Source organism: Chryseobacterium sp. SIMBA_028, assembly GCF_046535285.1.
In the GTDB taxonomy this organism is placed as follows: domain Bacteria; phylum Bacteroidota; class Bacteroidia; order Flavobacteriales; family Weeksellaceae; genus Chryseobacterium.
Window position 1 is genome coordinate 1 of the sequence record NZ_JAWRWZ010000019.1, and the last position, 17,988, is coordinate 17,988.

General features: G+C 34.8%; 11 protein-coding genes and 1 tRNA gene. 3 read left to right on the forward strand and 9 right to left on the reverse strand.

Annotation, left to right across the window (positions count from 1 at the left end):
• Positions 1-229 precede the first annotated feature (229 nt).
• Positions 230-1,696, forward strand: a complete 1,467-nt coding sequence (locus SCA31_RS20520; RefSeq protein ID WP_410698860.1) for a helix-turn-helix transcriptional regulator — start codon at positions 230-232, stop codon at positions 1,694-1,696.
• Positions 1,697-1,796: 100 nt separating this feature from the next.
• Here the strand turns inward: SCA31_RS20520 and SCA31_RS20525 are convergent.
• Positions 1,797-1,871 (reverse strand) — tRNA-Arg (locus SCA31_RS20525).
• Between the two features lie 531 nt (positions 1,872-2,402).
• Positions 2,403-5,195 (reverse strand): excinuclease ABC subunit UvrA, encoded by a 2,793-nt coding sequence (gene uvrA, locus SCA31_RS20530; RefSeq protein ID WP_410698904.1) that lies wholly within the window; start codon positions 5,193-5,195, stop codon positions 2,403-2,405.
• Between the two features lie 644 nt (positions 5,196-5,839).
• On the opposite strand from uvrA, the gene SCA31_RS20535 reads away from it, so the two are divergent.
• Together SCA31_RS20535 and SCA31_RS20540 are read left to right on the forward strand one after the other, a co-directional pair.
• Positions 5,840-7,651 carry a TonB-dependent receptor plug domain-containing protein gene (locus tag SCA31_RS20535; protein WP_410698861.1) on the forward strand — a complete coding sequence of 604 codons (1,812 nt, stop codon included), beginning with the start codon at positions 5,840-5,842 and terminating at the stop codon, positions 7,649-7,651.
• Positions 7,652-7,722: 71 nt separating this feature from the next.
• On the forward strand, positions 7,723-8,439 hold the full coding sequence (locus SCA31_RS20540; RefSeq protein ID WP_410698862.1) for a DUF2490 domain-containing protein: 717 nt from the start codon (positions 7,723-7,725) through the stop codon (positions 8,437-8,439).
• Here the strand turns inward: SCA31_RS20540 and SCA31_RS20545 are convergent.
• From SCA31_RS20545 to SCA31_RS20575, 7 genes are all read right to left on the reverse strand, one after another.
• Positions 8,436-8,882 (reverse strand): phosphohydrolase, encoded by a 447-nt coding sequence (locus SCA31_RS20545; protein ID WP_410698863.1) that lies wholly within the window; start codon positions 8,880-8,882, stop codon positions 8,436-8,438. The genes SCA31_RS20540 and SCA31_RS20545 overlap by 4 nt on opposite strands.
• A gap of 80 nt (positions 8,883-8,962) precedes the next feature.
• Entirely contained in the window at positions 8,963-9,298 is a 336-nt protein-coding gene (locus SCA31_RS20550; protein ID WP_410698864.1) for a YegP family protein, read from the reverse strand.
• A gap of 300 nt (positions 9,299-9,598) precedes the next feature.
• Positions 9,599-11,374 carry an acyl-CoA dehydrogenase family protein gene (locus SCA31_RS20555; protein WP_410698865.1) on the reverse strand — a complete coding sequence of 592 codons (1,776 nt, stop codon included), beginning with the start codon at positions 11,372-11,374 and terminating at the stop codon, positions 9,599-9,601.
• A gap of 17 nt (positions 11,375-11,391) precedes the next feature.
• Entirely contained in the window at positions 11,392-13,674 is a 2,283-nt protein-coding gene (locus tag SCA31_RS20560; protein ID WP_410698866.1) for a hypothetical protein, read from the reverse strand.
• A 49-nt stretch (positions 13,675-13,723) separates the two neighbouring features.
• Positions 13,724-14,902 (reverse strand): thiolase family protein, encoded by a 1,179-nt coding sequence (locus tag SCA31_RS20565; protein WP_410698867.1) that lies wholly within the window; start codon positions 14,900-14,902, stop codon positions 13,724-13,726.
• A 107-nt stretch (positions 14,903-15,009) separates the two neighbouring features.
• The gene (gene tnpA, locus SCA31_RS20570; RefSeq protein ID WP_410698868.1) at positions 15,010-15,474 is read right to left on the reverse strand and encodes an IS200/IS605 family transposase; all 465 of its coding nucleotides are present in this window, start codon (positions 15,472-15,474) and stop codon (positions 15,010-15,012) included.
• Positions 15,475-15,556: 82 nt separating this feature from the next.
• Positions 15,557-17,950: a 3-hydroxyacyl-CoA dehydrogenase/enoyl-CoA hydratase family protein gene (locus SCA31_RS20575; protein WP_410698869.1), complete on the reverse strand. Its 2,394-nt coding sequence runs from the start codon at positions 17,948-17,950 to the stop codon at positions 15,557-15,559.
• Positions 17,951-17,988 lie beyond the last annotated feature (38 nt).

The following is a 17,988-nucleotide window of genomic DNA, read 5'->3' on the forward strand; positions in this document are numbered from 1 at the left end:
TAATTGAATTCCCCCGAAAAAAAACTTGGAAATAATTTTATAAATACGCCAAACCTATTAAAGTTTAGAATGGAACAGAAGCAAATTTACAAGAAACCATATATTCTTTTATTTGAATTGAAAATGATACAGATATTAAAAACTAACGGAGTACATATCAATGTGTATATAATTTAAATTTCTCTGCTATAGATTTATCAAAAAGAAATAATAAATTAAAAAAAGGGGTATGAAAATATATGTATTGATCGGCTTGTTTTTTTCAATTTTGCTTCACTCGCAGAATCCTGATCAGCAGGTAATACAGGAAAAGATTAAGCAACTTAAAAATGTAGATCCAGATAGTAAAATTGAGGAAAAAAAGATCATTTTACTATCCAATGAAATCTATTATATTTCAAAAAACGTGGGATATAAAAAAGGGATGTTGACAGCCTTACTAAGCCAAGCAGTGCTATATGGAAACATGGGGGAGACTAATCAATGCTTGAAGGCCACTGAAGAAGGACTTGGCCTAGGTAAAGAATTAAAGGCCTATGGAGAATATACCTCATTGCTGGCACTAAAAGCCGGAGCATTGTTAAATGCAGGAAATTATCTTGATTCTCGGATTAATTTTTCAAGAGCATTGAAATATTCTGAATTGATAAAGGATAAAGATGAGGAACATTTTATAAAAAGCTATATCTATAATTACCTTGTAAATTATGCATCATTTTTAGAAAATGAATCTCATAATACTGTGTATAAAGATTCTATATTAATTTTTGCTAAAAAGAGCTATGAAGAATCATTGCAAATGTCAGTAAGAGGTGGTGCTCGTAGAGAAAAAATTGTTGCAAACTCTGCTATAACGTTAGGACAGATTTATATAGACATGAAGGATTTTAAAAAGGCTGAAGTATATGTAAATATAGGAGAAAAGCATATTGATACTAATAATAAATCTTTATTGGGAGGTTTATATTATACTAAAGGATGCCTGAAATTTGAGAACGGAGATAAGGAAAAGGCATTGGAATATTATGAAAAAGCTCTTGCCTTATCACTAGAGGCTCATTATACAGGACTTACGATGTCCATCTATGAAAGCTTATTGGAGTATTATAGGGAGACAAAAGATGTTAAGAATGAATTATATTATCTAAATAAAAGCAAGAAATTAAATGACAGCTTTTCCAAAATTAATAGGAATGCCCTGATAACACAAAGCAGGCATGATATTAATTTACTGTACCAACAGCAATCGGATAATAACACTTGGAAGATTCTGCTGATCGCATCCGGAGGTACTTTGGGTGCTCTCCTCTTATTTTACTTTTATCGAAAACAAAGAAAGAAAAATGCAGCAATACACATTGATACAAGGGTTGATTCATCAAAAAATAGGATCGATGAAGATAAGATTGCACTCTTGCTGGAATTGGCCAGGAATAATGATAAGCAATTTTTAATCGTTTTTAAGGAAATATATGCCGACTTGTATAAAGAGCTATTAAAATTTCAGGAATTAACAGCTGCGGATTTGGAAATGTGTGCGTATCTTACCCTTAATATCCAGACTAAGGAAATAGCCACCTATAAGAAAATATCCATTGGTGCTGTAGACAACAGGAAATACAGAATAAGAAAAAAACTCAATTTACTTCCTGAAACCGATCTTTATAAATGGATTGATACAATTAGAAAAGAATAACTATTTTTCAACAGTCTTCCCTGATAACAATTACTTGCAGCGAGCAATTTTTTATTATAACTTATTGATACCTTTAAGTACCAATATTTAGAATAATTATTGGTAGCCGCACCAGGAATCGAACCTGGATCTAAAGTTTAGGAAACTTTTGTTCTATCCATTGAACTATGTGGCCTTTTAAATAATAAAAATACAAATTAATTGAAAGAATTACTGATTATAAGGCTATTAATGATGTTTCTTTGGTTGGTACAACCAAAAGTAGATTTCCTTATGATTCACAAATTAGGACAGTTATTAAAGGTTTAATGGAGCTTACTATAAAAGAATCTGCTCTTTAGGAGCAGATTCAGTAGATAATACATCTCATTTTTTTAATTAGACAACAATAAAAAGCACAGCCGACAATGCTGTGCTTAAATTTTTATTTCAAATTTAATTGCAATTTCAATAGTAGTAAGAAAAGCAAATAAAGTTTCCACTTCGATTATTATTACATAGTAAATGTACTACTATTTTTAATACGAAATATGAATTTAATGTTAAAATTCACAAGTTATCCACATTTTTTTGTGGATAAGTCTAAAGTTAATCCACAATCACAATCAGGTTAGGAAATATTCTGCCAACGTATATCTACCCATCAGGAGACTTTACTTTGCCTTTATGACTAAAAAAACAGAGAACAATTGCTCTCTGTTGGTATTTAATTTTTAAGTTTTTCCTTGATGTATTTTGCAGTATAAGACTTTTTATTTTTTATCAGGTCCTCCGGGGTTCCGGCAAATACCACCTCACCACCATGTTTTCCTGCTTCCGGACCAATATCGATGATATAGTCGGCACATTTGATGATGTCCGGTTGATGCTCAATAACAATTACTGAATGGCCAAGGTCAATCAACGCTTGTAGTGATTTTAAAAGCTTCTGGATATCATGGAAATGAAGCCCTGTGGAAGGTTCATCAAAGATAAATAGAGTTTTATCTGTGGTTACTCCTTTTACAAGGAATGAAGCCAGTTTTACACGCTGTGCCTCACCACCGGAAAGGGTAGAAGAGCTTTGCCCCAACTGTAAATAGCCCAAACCAACTTCCTGTAAAGGTCTTAGTTTAGTAACAATTTTCTCTTCATTATTATCCTTGAAGAATTCCAATGCCTCATCAACGGTCATGTGAAGAATATCTGAGATGTTTTTTTCGTCAAATTTCACCTCAAGGATTTCATTCTTGAATCGTGTTCCCTTACAAACTTCACATTCAAGCTCAATATCAGCCATAAATTGCATCGAAACATTAATCACTCCTTCTCCTTTACATTCATCACATCTTCCGCCGTCTACATTGAAAGAGAAGTGTTTCGGCTTATAACCCATCATTTTTGAGATTTTCTGCTTGGCAAAAAGATCTCTGATATCGTCATAGGCCTTAAGATAGGTAACAGGGTTTGAACGGGATGATTTTCCAATTGGGTTTTGATCAATCAGTTCAATATTCTTGATTAATTTCTTCGGGAACTCTACAGAGTCATAGTCTCCTTTTTTACCACCCATCCCCAGTTGGATCTGAATGTCATTGGTTAGAATTTCCCTCATTAGGGTAGATTTTCCACTTCCGGAAACTCCCGAAATTACGACCAGACTTTCCAGAGGAACGTCTACATCTATATTTTTAAGGTTGTTCTGACGAGCCCCTTTGATATGAATCCATTCTTTTCCTTTTCTGCGTTTCTTTGGAACCTCTATTTCCAGTCGTCCCGTAAGATACTCAGAGGTAAGCGTATTGGCTTTTTTTAGATCCTTATAGTCGCCGGCAAATACAAGCTCACCACCCAAATAACCTGCTTCAGGGCCAATGTCAATAATATAATCGGCAGCGCGCATTACATCTTCATCATGTTCTACTACGATTACGGTATTTCCCAGGTCACGAAGGTTCTTTAGAACTCCAATAAGGTTTTCCGTATCCTTGGAGTGCAATCCGATGGACGGTTCATCTAATATATATATGGAACCTACCAAGGAACTTCCTAAGCTTGTTGCCAGATTAATTCTTTGGCTTTCTCCTCCTGAAAGAGTATTAGAGGTTCTGTTTAAGGTCAGATAACCTAAACCAACTTTCAATAAAAATTCAAGACGGGTTGTGATTTCATATAAAAGTCTTTTGGCAACTTCTTTATCATGATCTGAAAGCTGAAGGCTATTGATTAATGGAGCCAGTTCATCCAAAGGAAGTTCAATCATCGATTGAATGTTATGCCCATCTACTTTTACCCAGCTGGTTTCTTCACGAAGTCTCAATCCTTCACAAGTAGGACAAAGGGTTTTTCCTCTGTAACGGGAAAGCATAACCCTGTACTGAATTTTATAAAGATTTTCTTCAAGCATCTTGAAGAAGTTATTAATACATGGGAAATTGCTTTTTCCGTCACCTTTCCAAAGGAAGTTCTTTTGTTCCTTTGTTAATTGGTGATAAGGTTTATGAATAGGGAAATCACCTGCCTTTTTTATAAAGTCTTTTTTCCATTCGCTCATGGTTTCTCCTCTCCAGCAGACCACAGCATCTTCGTAGATTGATAAAGTTTTGTTGGGAACAACAAGGTCTTCATCAATTCCGATTACTTTTCCGTATCCCTCACAAGCGGGGCATGCTCCGTATGGATTATTGAAACTGAAAAAATGAACATTGGGTTCAAGAAATTCCATTCCGTCCAGTTCAAACTTATTGGAGAATTCCTTTACTTTTTCAGTATCTGTATTTTTTAAAGAACAATGGCCGTGGCCTTCATAAAATGCCATCTGAATAGAGTCTGCCAATCGTTGTAAAAAACTCTCATCTTCTTCATACGCAAAACGGTCAATGACCAAATTGATGGCCATTCCTTTTTCAGGAGTAAATCCAAAGCTTTCAAGATCTTCAATTCCGGCAAGATTTCCATTGATCTCAAGTCTGGTAAAACCTGCAAGTTTTAAAATATTAAGAGTTTCCTTAAAGTTATCTGCATCATACTCCAAAGGAGCGGTTAATAAAAAAGAAGTATCTTTTTTAGAAGATTTGATAAAATCTACCACATCAGAAACTGAATCTTTTTTCACTTCCTCACCGGAAACAGGAGAAAATGTTTTTCCAATCCTTGCAAATAAAAGCTTCATATAGTCATAGATCTCAGTGGATGTTCCTACTGTAGAACGTGGATTGGAAGAAATTACTTTCTGCTGTATGGCAATGGAAGGTGCCAGTCCTTTAATGTCATCAACTTTAGGTTTTTCAAGCTTTCCTAAAAACTGACGGGCATAAGAACTTAAGCTTTCAACATATCTTCTCTGTCCCTCAGCATAAATAGTATCGAAGGCCAATGAAGATTTACCGCTTCCTGAAACTCCCGTAATGACAATTAACTTGTTTTTGGGGATCAGGACATCTATATGTTTCAGATTGTTAAGATGTGCATTCTTAACGTAGATCTGTTTCTTTATGTCTATTTCTGTAATATGAGCCATATTTTGTTTATTCATAAAAGTAACTGTACAGCATCATGTCTGCCAGTGTAATGGTGTTCTGCCTTAGAATATTCCAAGGCTGTCATCAATTGAACTTTTGAGATTCTTTCCAAATTCATCCAATCAGGAGATAGCATATTTATAAAATGCTATCCAAAATGCATTTGAAAAAGAATGATTTAATTGTAAAATTAAGACCCACAAAATTACGAATTTTTTGGCGAAAATTTACGATTGTCCTATTTCTAAAATAATATATTTTGAATCCAAAAATGATGTCGAAAGATGAAAAAGGAGACCGTAAAAAAAGAAAATTTAAAAGCCTTTTGTGGACTTATTTAGGTTTTTCAATTTATTTTTATCGTATTATAAATGGTTTATCTGTTTTCAGTATATTTTTTCATTAAGGTATTGTTTTATGTTTTAAAATTATTTAAAATTGTATTCATAAATATGTAATATAGAAATGAGAAAATTATTCAGAGATCTAGTTACACATTTAATGAGAAAAAGATAGAAAACTACTCCCTCGGACACAGAAAATGCAGCATACTATGCTGCATTTTTTATGACAAGTATCATTTGCCTGTCTACACGAACTCCCTTACTTTTGAATCTTGTTAAAAGAAACTACGGAAACGATTATGATCAAAAAGATAGGAAGCGCTTTTTTTCTCGGATCTTTGCTTTGGGTACATGCACAGGAAAAGACAACGGATATAGAAAATATTGAATTTCAGGGTAAATTTATTTCTACACCTTATAAAAGTGCCAACCAGAATATTACGGTAATTACAAAGGAAGATATAGCTAATTCTCCCTCTAAAAGTATTGATGAGATTCTTCAGCAGGTTCCGGGTATGGATATCCGAAGAAGAGGAGCGAATGGAGTGCAGAGTGATATTGGCTTCCGTGGAAGTTCTTTTGAACAGGTATTATTGCTATTGAACGGAATCAGAATGAATGATTCTCAGACAGGTCATAATTCCATGAATCTTCCTGTAGATCTGGAGGATGTAGAAAAAATAGAGATCATAAAAGGCCCTGCAGCCCGACGTTTTGGACAGAATGCCTATGCGGGTGTTATTAATGTGATTACAAAGACAACTCCAGGGAAGCGTGTTAAGATAAGTGCAGAAGGAGGAGATAATGCCTCTTATGGTTTGGGCTTCAATGCACAGATAGGAAATGAAAAATTTTCAAATTCACTTCAGGCAAATTCTTCGGCTTCACAAGGGTATATGTACAATACTGATTACGAAATCAGAAATGTATTTTATCAGGGAAAATTGAATATTAAAAATGGTGATCTAAGACTTCAGGCTGGCTTTGCAGAGAAAAAATTTGGAGCAAATGGATTTTATGCCTCCAAGAAAGCAAGAGATCAGTATGAGGAGATGCAGGCTTCCATTGTAAGTGTAGCGCATCAGCAGACCTTTGGAAAATTAAAGCTTAATTCTAATGTATACTGGAGAAGAGGGCAGGACATGTACCTTTATACCAGACAAAATCCTAATGGATACAGAAATATGCATATTGGAAACAATGTAGGTGGCGAAGTGAACTCCAGCTACCAATGGGGATTGGGAACAACCGGGGTTGGTTTTGAGTTAAGAAAGGAACTTTTGGTGAGCAGTAACCTGGGAAATCCAAATCGTTTTGTATCGCAGGTATTTTTTGAGCATCACTTTTCTTTATTGGATAAAAAACTGAATATAAGTCCCGGAATTTCATGGGCAAATTATTCTAAGGAAGGGAACTTTTTCTATCCGGGATTAGATGTAGGGTATAATTTTACCCTTAACAGTAAAATCTATGGAAATATTGCAAAAGTACACCGTATTCCAACATTCACAGAACTTTATTATATAAGCCCGACTGAGCTTGGAAACCCCAATTTACAGCCTGAAAATGCTATTTCATCCGAAGTTGGATATCAGTATCAGAACAAAAATATTTTAGCAAAAGTGAGTGGGTTTTTAAGGGATTCCAAAAATTCTATCGATTGGGTTAAAAAAGACATTAATGATGATGCCTGGGCTGCCGGAAATGTGGGAGATATTAAGATTAAAGGAATAGAAGCTGAGCTTAACCATAGAGTAACAGACTGGTTAAAATATACAGTAGGATATACTTATATTGACAGTAAGTACAAAGAACCCAATGAGCTTGTGTCAAGATATATTCTGGACAATCTGAGACATCAGTTTATTGCTAAGTTAGAGACAAAGTTTCTTAAAAGCTTTACCAATGAGCTTGCTTATAGATACAATGAAAGAGTAAATCTTGGAACTTATAATCTTTTGGATGAAAAATTGAGCTTTACCCAAAAGGACTATTCTGTGTATGTTTTAATTAATAATGTGACTAATACGAAATATACGGAAGCCTTTGGAGTGGAAATGCCCCAAAGATGGTTCCACATTGGTTTTTCATACACTATTAACATTAAGTAGGTGTTAATTGTATATTAATGAAAGTTAATATTAACAAATTGTTAAAAAAATTACATTTGCAAAAATTTTTTATGAAACGTTTTTTAGGTTTAAGCTTACTTCTTAGTTTATCTTTCTTCAAAGCACAGGAACATATTTCGAGCTTCAATGCAGTGACTTTAACCTATAAGTTTCATCCAAAGTTTTTCCTTTATGCTGAAGGGCAGCTGCGTGGTAACGAAGATTACACCTATCCGGATTATTATGAAATAAAAGGTGGGGTGGGATATAATCTTACGAAAAACCATAAACCTTTCATAGGATTGGGAAGATATGTTAACTATAAGGAGCATAGCCTGAGCAGAGAAGAATTCAGGGTATGGCTTCAGGATGTTATTGATTTCAAAAAAGGCATCGTGAAGTTTGAAAACCGTTTCCGTGCTGAAAAAAGCTGGTTTTATGAGCCTCAGATAGATAAAACCTCTCAAAGAATGCGTTACCGTTACCGCTTGAATATAAGTGTTCCGCTAAATGCTCCCACCATAAAAAAAGGAACTGTCTTTGCCAATGCCTACGATGAAATTTTCTTTGTAACCCCGATGAAGCCTACTTTTGCCAGAAACAGAGTTTATGGCGGTTTCGGCTATCAGATCGATGATTACTTTGGAATTTTGACAGGTTATTTATGGCAGCGTGAGTTTGAAGCCAAGGGAAACAAGAACCTGCATTTTATTTATCTTGCTCTGAACATCAATATTGATGGTACAGATCATCACGTGAAGACGTATGATTTCCCTGGTGCAGATTAATATTTTTCTACCAGATAACGATAAGCTTTAAGATATTTGTTAAACCTTTTAATGTCCTTAGGAGTAAGCTCCCGGTTTACTCTTCTAAGGTCCATATTATCACGAAGATCATTAAGCTTTACAGCAACCGCCAGTGGGGATCTCTCCGTTCTTTTGACAAACTCATCATAATCCTCCTCCGGATCAAATTTGGTAAGGCAGCTTACTGCGAAAATGATGTATTCAGGAAAGCCTTCGGTTCTTAAATAATCAAGACTGAATTCCAGTGGATGATCTTCTACAACATCATGCAGCACCCCTACAATTTTTTCATCCATTGTTTTACCATATTCCATTACACGCATGACGTGGGCAATGTAAGGGGCATGGTATTTATCGGTCTGTCCTTTATGAGCCTTATCGGCAATTTTTATAGCTCTATTTAGTAATTCTTCTTTTGTCATTTTTCGATGAAAATAGAATACAAAAATAAAAAATGCCTTAAAAAAATAAGACATTTTTATCAAGATTATTTTAGATGATTTTAGGAATTTGTTTCATCCTCTACAGAAGCGTGTGGAGCGTTGTTTTTTACAGATTCTATTCCGTTTTCCATGCCATTATCAGATTCATACATCTGGCTGGTTCCTATAATCTGACCATTTCCGGCTTTAAGATTAAAATAACATCTACCGTCTTTGGCCGTATTTCTTTCAAATTTAGAATCTTCCTGCGAATTGGTTTTCACAGAGCTGATTCCGTTTTCACATGATGGTTTTGTGCCATATCCCTGACTTGTTAGAATGACCTGACCGTTTCCCGCTTTTAGGTTGAACTGAAATTCTCCGTTTGTTCTTTTTGAAATAATGAATTTTCCCATAGTAATAGTTTTTAGAATTGTTGTTTGGTTATTATTTAAATAGCATTGTAGTTTCTTTTAAATTAAAGATAAAAAAAATATTGGAATTTGCTGTTATTCAATGATTAATTGATATTTATAAGCATATGTTATTTTTTTGAATAAAATTTATGATGATGAATAAATTACTTTAATAACAAGTTTGAAATGAACAATAAATATTGATCTATTTTTATACTGAAAAGGAATAAGGCTACAGGTTACCATAAAAAAGCGCCCCAAAATAGGGACGCTCTTGAATCAAATTTATGTTATAAAAGACTAATAATTTCCTTTTTCAATATAATGAGCCGCTACTTTTTCAGTTAATGCCACTACATTTGGATTGTTGGTATATTTAGTGAATCTTCTTAATCCTGAAAGCATCATTCTTTGCTCGTCTCCTTCAGCGAAAGAAATAATTCCTTCCTTAGCTGCTACTGTGATTTTCTCAACAGCTTTGTAAAGGTTCAATTGAGCCATTGCTGCTTCTACAGAATCAGGAGAGAAATGCTTTTCAGCTCTTAATACAGCAGATTCTGCCATATAGATCTGGTTAAGGATTTCAGAAGCATTCAATAGTAAATGCTGTTGCTTTTCAATATCCATCATGTATTTTTGAAGAGCAGCACCAGAAACCATTAAAAATACTTTCTTAAGATTAGCAATAATTGCTTTTTCTTCACTCATGAATTCTGAATAATCAGGAACTTCAAATGAAGGGATACCCATCAATTCTTTGCTGATAGCCATTGCAGGAGATAAAAGATCTAACTCACCTTTCATTGCTCTCTTAATAAGCATTCCTACAGCCAATAATCTGTTGATTTCGTTTGTTCCTTCGTAGATTCTTGAAATTCTTGAATCTCTCCATGCTGCTTCCATTGGAGTATCTTCAGAGAATCCCATACCTCCGTATACCTGAATTCCTTCATCTGCAGTGTGCTGTGCAAGATCAGAAACGAATACTTTAAGGATTGAACATTCTACTGCGAATTCTTCGACCCCTTTTAATTCTGCTTCCTGATGGCTTAACCCACCTGCTACCAATTCATCAATTTTATCCTGAACATCTTTAGCAGCTCTGTAAGAACCTGCCTCACTTACGAAAACTCCGGTTGCCATTTCAGCAATTTTCTTTCTGATTGCTCCGAAAGTAGAGATAGAAACATTAAACTGCTTTCTCTCGTTAGAGTACTGAATAGAGTGGTTTAGGATTCTTCTCTGTGCGTCCAAACAAGCCGCTGCTAATTTGATACGACCTACGTTCAATGCATTTAGAGCGATTTTGAAACCATTGTTTCTTTCTCCTAAAAGATTTTCTACAGGAATCTTCATATCATTGAAGAAAACCTGACGAGTAGAGGATGCACGGATTCCTAGTTTGTGCTCTTCCTCTCCGAAAGTTAAACTTTCAGGATTCTCAAGCTCAGAACGATTAATTACGAAACCTGTGATGTTTTTATCATCATCAATTTTAGCGAATAACGTGAATGTATCAGCAAATCCTGCATTGGAGATCCACATTTTCTGACCATTGATGATATAGTGTTTTCCGTCTTCGGAAAGTTTTGCTCTTGTTTTTCCAGAGTTAGCATCAGAACCTGCGTCAGGCTCAGTTAAGCAATAAGCTCCAAATTTTGTACCTGTTGCCAGGTCCGGAAGATATTTTTTCTTTTGCTCTTCAGTTCCGTAAAGAACGATAGGTAGGGTACCGATTCCGGTGTGTGCTCCATAAGCGGTAGCCAATGAACCTGTAGTTCCTGAAATATAGTCACAAGCAAGCATTGTAGTCACAAAGCCCATTCCAAGACCTCCGTACTCCTCTGGTACAGCAATTCCCAGCATTCCCATGTCACCAAGCTTACGCATTGTTTCTTCAGTGAACGCATAATCTTTCTTTTCAAAACGTTCTCTTTGAGGAACAACCTCTCTGTCTATAAATTCCTTTGCAGAATCACGAAGCATCTTCTGCTCCTCATTTAATTCTTCAATACTGAAAATGTCGTTTGCAGGAATTTGTTTGATTAGGAATTCACCTCCTTTTAGTGTAGCCATATTTGTTTTTTTTATTTTTAATTATAATATTCAATGTTTGTAGCAAGGTCAAGCCAGCCCTGCTGATTTTTTTCGTTTGTTATCTCCAAAAAGTTATCTTTTCGGATTCCCATTTTTTTGTACTTCGGCTCTTTGCTGAGTTGATAAACTCCGTATTTTTTGTCTTTGTAAAAAATGATTAATTCATCTCTGAAAATAATATCATCATATTCCATTGGTAATAGAGTAATGGCATCAAATTCATAATTGAAGTCATAAAACCTAAATTTATGATCATCTTCGCCCTCAACCTCATTCTTAGATCTGCTAAAACTTGCTTCCTGTGTGATCTCAGAATATTGTTTTTCAAATTCATTATCTCTAATTGTTATTCTCGCATCACTTACGAAATTTCTTTTTTCTTTATCAAAAGAGAAAAGTCCTTTTTTACCCTGATACTCAGCTGTTATGAAAAAATCTTCAATATCATACGTATCATATTTAAAATAGTTTAGAATATCCTTTCTGCCAGCTTTTATATCATTATAGATATAATTTAATTTTGCTTTTTGAGGCAGATTTTTTAAAGCATATGATTGTGTTTCAGAAGAATCCCATCGATTTCTTATTCTTGCAATTACATTTCGTTTAGAATTCTCATCATAAGCCGGCGAAAATTTATAATAGGTATTCGGATCCTGACTGCATGTCATATAAAGGTGTTTCTTAGGTAAAGTTTCTTCCAATAATGAATTGAGATTTCTTACCCTTCCATCATATAAAACATTGATATAGGTACCTTTTAGATAAACACTTTTTATATTGTTGATATTTAACTTATTAAAAAATGAATCATAAATAGAATAATCAGAACCTTTTTTAGTTATAATAAAATAATCATTCATTAGAATGTCATCATAACGATCAGGAATTACCTGATTCCCAAATATTGAATACAATTTCTTTTTGCCATTTTCTTCTATAATTGTATAATGCTTTTGAATATCGAGATTATGATCAATCTTACTGTCCGATTTATCTTCTGCCTTTACCTTGATAGTATTCAATAAGTACCCGTCTTCAAGAGGTATTAAGAAATTGTCTGACGAATCTTTAAAAGATATAAGAGGTCTATTGGTTGGAAGATTAAATAGGAAAGCCGGGAAAGATTCGGAAGAATAGAGTCTCCATTTTTTTTCATGATCATCCTTATTGGTCTCATAATACCCAAATCCATTACCCTCGTTATCTTCAAACTTATATACTTGTTTGCTAATTATTTCAGGGGTAGGAAAAAAATATTTATATAATAATTCTTCCTCCTTATCATAATAGCTGAAAACTTTCTTAGTTATCTCATTTTTAAAATTTTCAATAGTTTGGTTTTTAATTTCATTAACATCTAAAAGAAAATTTCTCTCACCTAAATAACTCTGAATATTTTTGAATTTAAAAATTCTATCATCATTTCCTAATTCTGTATACGCCCTGTTTTTTCTGTGATCATCAGAAATCCAGCTTTTATAGTTATAAAAAATATAGTCATCTCCATTTTTTTGAAGAATATCTGAATATTTACCATGCACTATAAAATGAGCATCGGGAAAATTAATTACCTGGTTTGTAGATATTTTATCATTAAATGAAAACTTTTTAGAAGCAATGGCAAAGTTATTAAGGATGTCATACTTAAAATATTCATGATTGATTACGTATCCATCAATAATATTATCAGAATTTATTTCACTGATCAAACTTCCGTCTTGCCTGTAATTTTTAATTTTAACTAACTGTTTTTCAGTATTGTAAAATTCCTCATAGGCGAGGTTATTACTATTGTTCCAATATACTTTTTTAACTCCGATATTTCTTGAATCCGAGTGATAATCTACTGAATCAATACTTTTTAGGCTTCCATTTTCAAGATAAATTTCTTCCCGTACTTTTTTTCCATTCGGTTTTTGAATTTTCCAGAGTTTTCCGCTAGGGTAGTAGAATCTAAGTTCTAAATCTCTGACATCGCTCTGGGAATAGTTTGAACTATTGTCAAGGCCATTTTCATCATACCAATATTCTGAACCAATATTTTTTTTATGATTTTCTTTTTTCAAAGAATATCCTTGATATTGGAGTTTTCCATTAATAAAGTAATCCCGGGTAAATTCTATTGAATCATTTAATACAACAGGAGTGGGTCTATAAAAAACAGCTTTATCTTTTGTCGTTTCTTTCCATTCTTTGTCAAAATATATCATTTTTTTCTGCTGAGAATTCACCAGAATGACCACAAAAAGAGAAAAAAAAGATAATTTATTTGTCATAAAAAATTAAAATTTGGGAAGAAAGAAAACTCAGTCTTCCCAATTTCTTTTATAGAAGTTCAAAAATACTTGCTGCTCCCTGTCCGGTTCCCACACACATGGAAACCATTCCGTACTTGTTGCCACGTCTTCTCATTTCGTCTAGAAGCTGAACGGTCAATTTTGTTCCGGTACATCCCAGTGGGTGACCAAGAGCGATGGCTCCTCCGTTTACGTTTAAAATATCAGGATTTAAGCCTAATTCTTTCTTAATGGCAACCGACTGAGATGCGAAAGCTTCATTAAGCTCGATCAAATCGATGTCTTTTAATTCCAAACCTGCCTGTTTTAAAGCCTTTGGAATAGCATAGATCGGTCCCATTCCCATGATTCTTGGTTCAAGTCCGGCTGCTGCGTATGCTACTAATCTAGCTTCAGGCTCAAGTCCTAACTCTTTTACCATTTCTTCACTCATTACCATCACAAAAGCTGCTCCGTCACTCATTTGAGAAGAGTTTCCGGCAGTTACGCTTCCTCCGTTGGCAAATACAGGTCTTAATTTGGATAATCCCTCAAAAGAAGTATCTTTTCTAGGGCCCTCATCTATAGAGAAATCAAACTTTTTAGTCTGCATTTTCTGGTTTTCATCCAGAAAGTTATATTCTACAGGGATTGGAACAATTTGGTTTGCGAATTTTCCTTCCTGATTCGCTTTTAAAGCTTTCATATGAGATTCAAAAGCAAACTGATCCTGTTCTTCTCTTGTGATGTTATATTGTTTAGCTACCTCTTCAGCAGTGTAACCCATTCCCCAATAGTAATCAGGATTTGTTTTTGCAATATCTGTTTCCGGAACAGGCTTATAGCCTCCCATAGGGATGTAAGACATAGATTCTGTACCTCCAGCGATGATACAATCTGCCATGCCAGCCTGAATTTTTGCAGAAGCAATAGCGATGGCCTCACTTCCTGAAGCACAGTATCTGTTTACGGTTACTCCCGGAACTTTATCTGTATTTAGCCCCATTAGAGAGATCAGACGAGCCACGTTAAGTCCTTGCTCAGCCTCTGGCATTGCATTTCCTACGATAAGGTCATCTATTCTGTTTTTATCTAATTGTGGAAGCTCAGCCATTAATTTTTCAATAACTGTAGCCGCCATTACATCGGGTCTTGTAAATCTTAGACTTCCTTTTGGAGCTTTTCCAACGGCAGTTCTGAAACCCTTTACTATATATGCTGTTTTCATTTTGTTGTTTAATTAAATTGTTTTAAGAATTTTTTGCCTCGTAGAGGTAAACTGTTCATAGATATTTGTTTTTGCATCTTTTTGCGGAGCTCCGTAGGAGCGATCTGTTAATCGCTAACCCATTCAAATAAATATTTTGGATCATATTCTATTTCAAATTTTGACATAAAATCTAGATATTCTTCTCTAAAAGTTTTCTCTTTATGATGTTCTTCCTGATTTAAAATATATTTTACAACAGAATCAACACTACTTTTAGAATAAGAAAATGCTCCGTACCCTTCCTGCCAATTGAATTTTCCATTTATCCATCCTTTTTCGTTAATGAATTTTGAAGAACCCGCTTTAATATCTCTTACTAAATCTGAAATCGAAACTGTAGGATTCATACTTACAAGAATATGGACGTGGTCTGGCATTGCAAAAACTGCGAATAATTTTTGGTTTCTATTGGAAATAATACCTGTTATAAACTGATGTAATTCTTCTCTGTTTTCTTTTGAAATCAGATTTTGTCTTCCTTTTACAGCGAAAACAATTTGAATATAAATCTGAGTGTAGGTGTTTGCCATAAATTAACAGGCCGCCTCTACGAGGCTCTCCAATTTTTTTAATTATTCATGCTATTAACAGTTCGCTCCTACGGAGCTCCCATTAGTTTCTTAATGGTTTTCCATTTTGCAACATGTACTGAATTCTTTCCAATGTTTTTCTTTCACCACAAAGCTGTAAGAATGTTTCTCTTTCAAGATTTAATAGATATTGTTCAGTAACAACAGTTGGTTCAGATAAGTTTCCTCCTACCATTACGTTGGCTAGCTTGTCTGCAATTTTCTTGTCGTGTGCGGAGATGTAGTTTCCGGTAAGCATTTGATCTGTTCCTACATAGAACATTCCTAAAGCATCTTTACCAAGAACTTTTACTTTTTGCTCGATGGGTTGAGTATAGCCTTGTTCTGCTAATAATTTTGCAACTTTTTTAGCTTCTGCAATCTGTCTGTTTTTGCTCACAGAAACAATGTCTTTTCCTTTTTCAAGAATTCCCATGTCGTAGGCCTCGTAAGCAGAAGTAGCTACTTTACCCATAGCGATATTCATGAATGCTTCACGAAGTCTGTTATTTTTAACATCATCACTGTGGAATTCTCGGGAAGTTCTTAAAGTAAGTTCCTTTGTACCACCACCACCAGGAATTACACCCACTCCGGTTTCTACCAGTCCGATGTAAGTTTCTGCTGCGGCAACCACTCTGTCTGCATGCATGGTCATTTCGCATCCACCTCCTAATGTCATTCCGTGAGGAGCAACCACTACAGGAATAGAGGAGTAACGAACTCTCATCATAGATTTTTGGAAGTAAGCAATAGCCATATTTAAATCATCCCAGTCCTGCTCAATAGCCATCATAAGGATCATCGCAAGGTTAGCTCCTACAGAGAAGTTAGTACCTTGGTTCCCAACTACCAGTCCCTCGTATTCTTTTTCAGCTAAATCAATCGCTCTGTTTAATCCATCAAGAACTTCGCCTCCAAGAGAGTTCATTTTTGAACGGATTTCGAAGTTGATGATTCCATCACCTAAATCTTCAATAGCAGCTCCTGAATTGCTCCAAAGTGTTTTGTTTTTTCTGATATTATCTAGAATGATAAATGCATCCTGACCTGGGATTTTGTTATATTCTCCTGAGTTTTTATCAACATAAATACTTTGCCCCTCATCATTCACTTTATAGAAAGTCTCTACATTTTTCACCCAGTCTGAAACTTCATAACCAGCATCTTTAGCCAATTCAATACCTTTTTGAACACCTACGGCATCCCAGATTTCAAAAGGACCATTTTCCCATCCGAAACCGGCTCTCATAGCATCATCAATTTTATAAACCTCGTCAGAAATTTCAGGAACTTTATGAGAAACGTAAGCGAACAACGCTCCTAGTGATTTTCTGTATAATTCGCCTGCTTTATCTTTTCCTCCGATTAATACCTTGAATCTGTCAATTGGTTTATCGATGGCTTTCGTTAATTCTAAAGTAGGGAAAGATGATTTTCCTTGAAGTTCATATTCTAAAGTATCAAGATTCAATCCGTGAATTTCAGATTTTCCTTCTGCATTTTTCACTTTTTTATAGAAACCTTGTTCAGTTTTTGAACCCAGCCATTTGTTATCCATCATTTTCTGGATATAAGGAGGAAGAGCAAATACATCATTGAAGTCATTGGCTTCAGCACCGCTCTGGCGAACCCCATTGGCTACCATTACTAAGGTATCAAGACCTACAACGTCAGCTGTTCTGAATGTTGCAGATTTTGGACGTCCAATTACAGGACCTGTTAATTTATCTACCTCAGAAACTGTAAGTCCTAATTTTTGTACATTATGAAGAAGATCCATCATAGAGAATACCCCGATTCTGTTGGCGATGAAAGCAGGAGTATCTTTTGCTAAAACGGTAGTTTTACCTAAGAATTTAGCCCCATAATTCATATAAAAATCAATGATCTCAGGATCTGTATCGTTTGTAGGGATAATTTCAAGAAGAGGAAGATATCTTACTGGATTAAAGAAGTGGGTACCCGCAAAGTATTTTTTGAAGTCATCACTTCTTCCTTCTGTCAAGAAGTGGATGGGAATCCCGGATGTATTTGAAGAAATTAATGTTCCCGGTTTTCTGAACTGCTCAATCTTTTCATATACTGACTTTTTAATATCAAGTCTTTCTACTACTACTTCAATGATCCAGTCTGTATTTTTTATTTTCTGAAGATCGTCATCGAAGTTTCCTACCTTGATTCTGTCTGCAAACTTTGGAGAATAAAGAAGTGCAGGACTGGCTTTTTTAAGTTTTTCAAAGTTTTCAGTAGCAATTCTGTTTCTTACTACCTTATCATCTTTGGTCAAACCTTTTTTCTGTTCAGCTTCGGTCAGTTCAAAAGGGACAATATCCAAAAGTGACACTTCCACACCGATGTTGGCGAAGTGAGCTGCGATACCGCTACCCATAATTCCTGAACCAAGAACCGTTACATGTTTGATTCTTCTTTTCATATGTAAATTTTTATTATTTATAAGGTCGTATGTAACCA

Coding starts and splice junctions, on each gene's coding strand:
- SCA31_RS20560 (WP_410698866.1), bottom strand. CDS start 13,674: ATGACAAATAAATTATCTTTTTTTTCTCTTTTTGTGGTCATTCTGGTG.
- SCA31_RS20540 (WP_410698862.1), top strand. CDS start 7,723: ATGAAACGTTTTTTAGGTTTAAGCTTACTTCTTAGTTTATCTTTCTTC.
- SCA31_RS20520 (WP_410698860.1), top strand. CDS start 230: ATGAAAATATATGTATTGATCGGCTTGTTTTTTTCAATTTTGCTTCAC.
- tnpA (WP_410698868.1), bottom strand. CDS start 15,474: ATGGCAAACACCTACACTCAGATTTATATTCAAATTGTTTTCGCTGTA.
- SCA31_RS20550 (WP_410698864.1), bottom strand. CDS start 9,298: ATGGGAAAATTCATTATTTCAAAAAGAACAAACGGAGAATTTCAGTTC.
- uvrA (WP_410698904.1), bottom strand. CDS start 5,195: ATGGCTCATATTACAGAAATAGACATAAAGAAACAGATCTACGTTAAG.
- SCA31_RS20535 (WP_410698861.1), top strand. CDS start 5,840: ATGATCAAAAAGATAGGAAGCGCTTTTTTTCTCGGATCTTTGCTTTGG.
- SCA31_RS20575 (WP_410698869.1), bottom strand. CDS start 17,950: ATGAAAAGAAGAATCAAACATGTAACGGTTCTTGGTTCAGGAATTATG.
- SCA31_RS20565 (WP_410698867.1), bottom strand. CDS start 14,902: ATGAAAACAGCATATATAGTAAAGGGTTTCAGAACTGCCGTTGGAAAA.
- SCA31_RS20555 (WP_410698865.1), bottom strand. CDS start 11,374: ATGGCTACACTAAAAGGAGGTGAATTCCTAATCAAACAAATTCCTGCA.
- SCA31_RS20545 (WP_410698863.1), bottom strand. CDS start 8,882: ATGACAAAAGAAGAATTACTAAATAGAGCTATAAAAATTGCCGATAAG.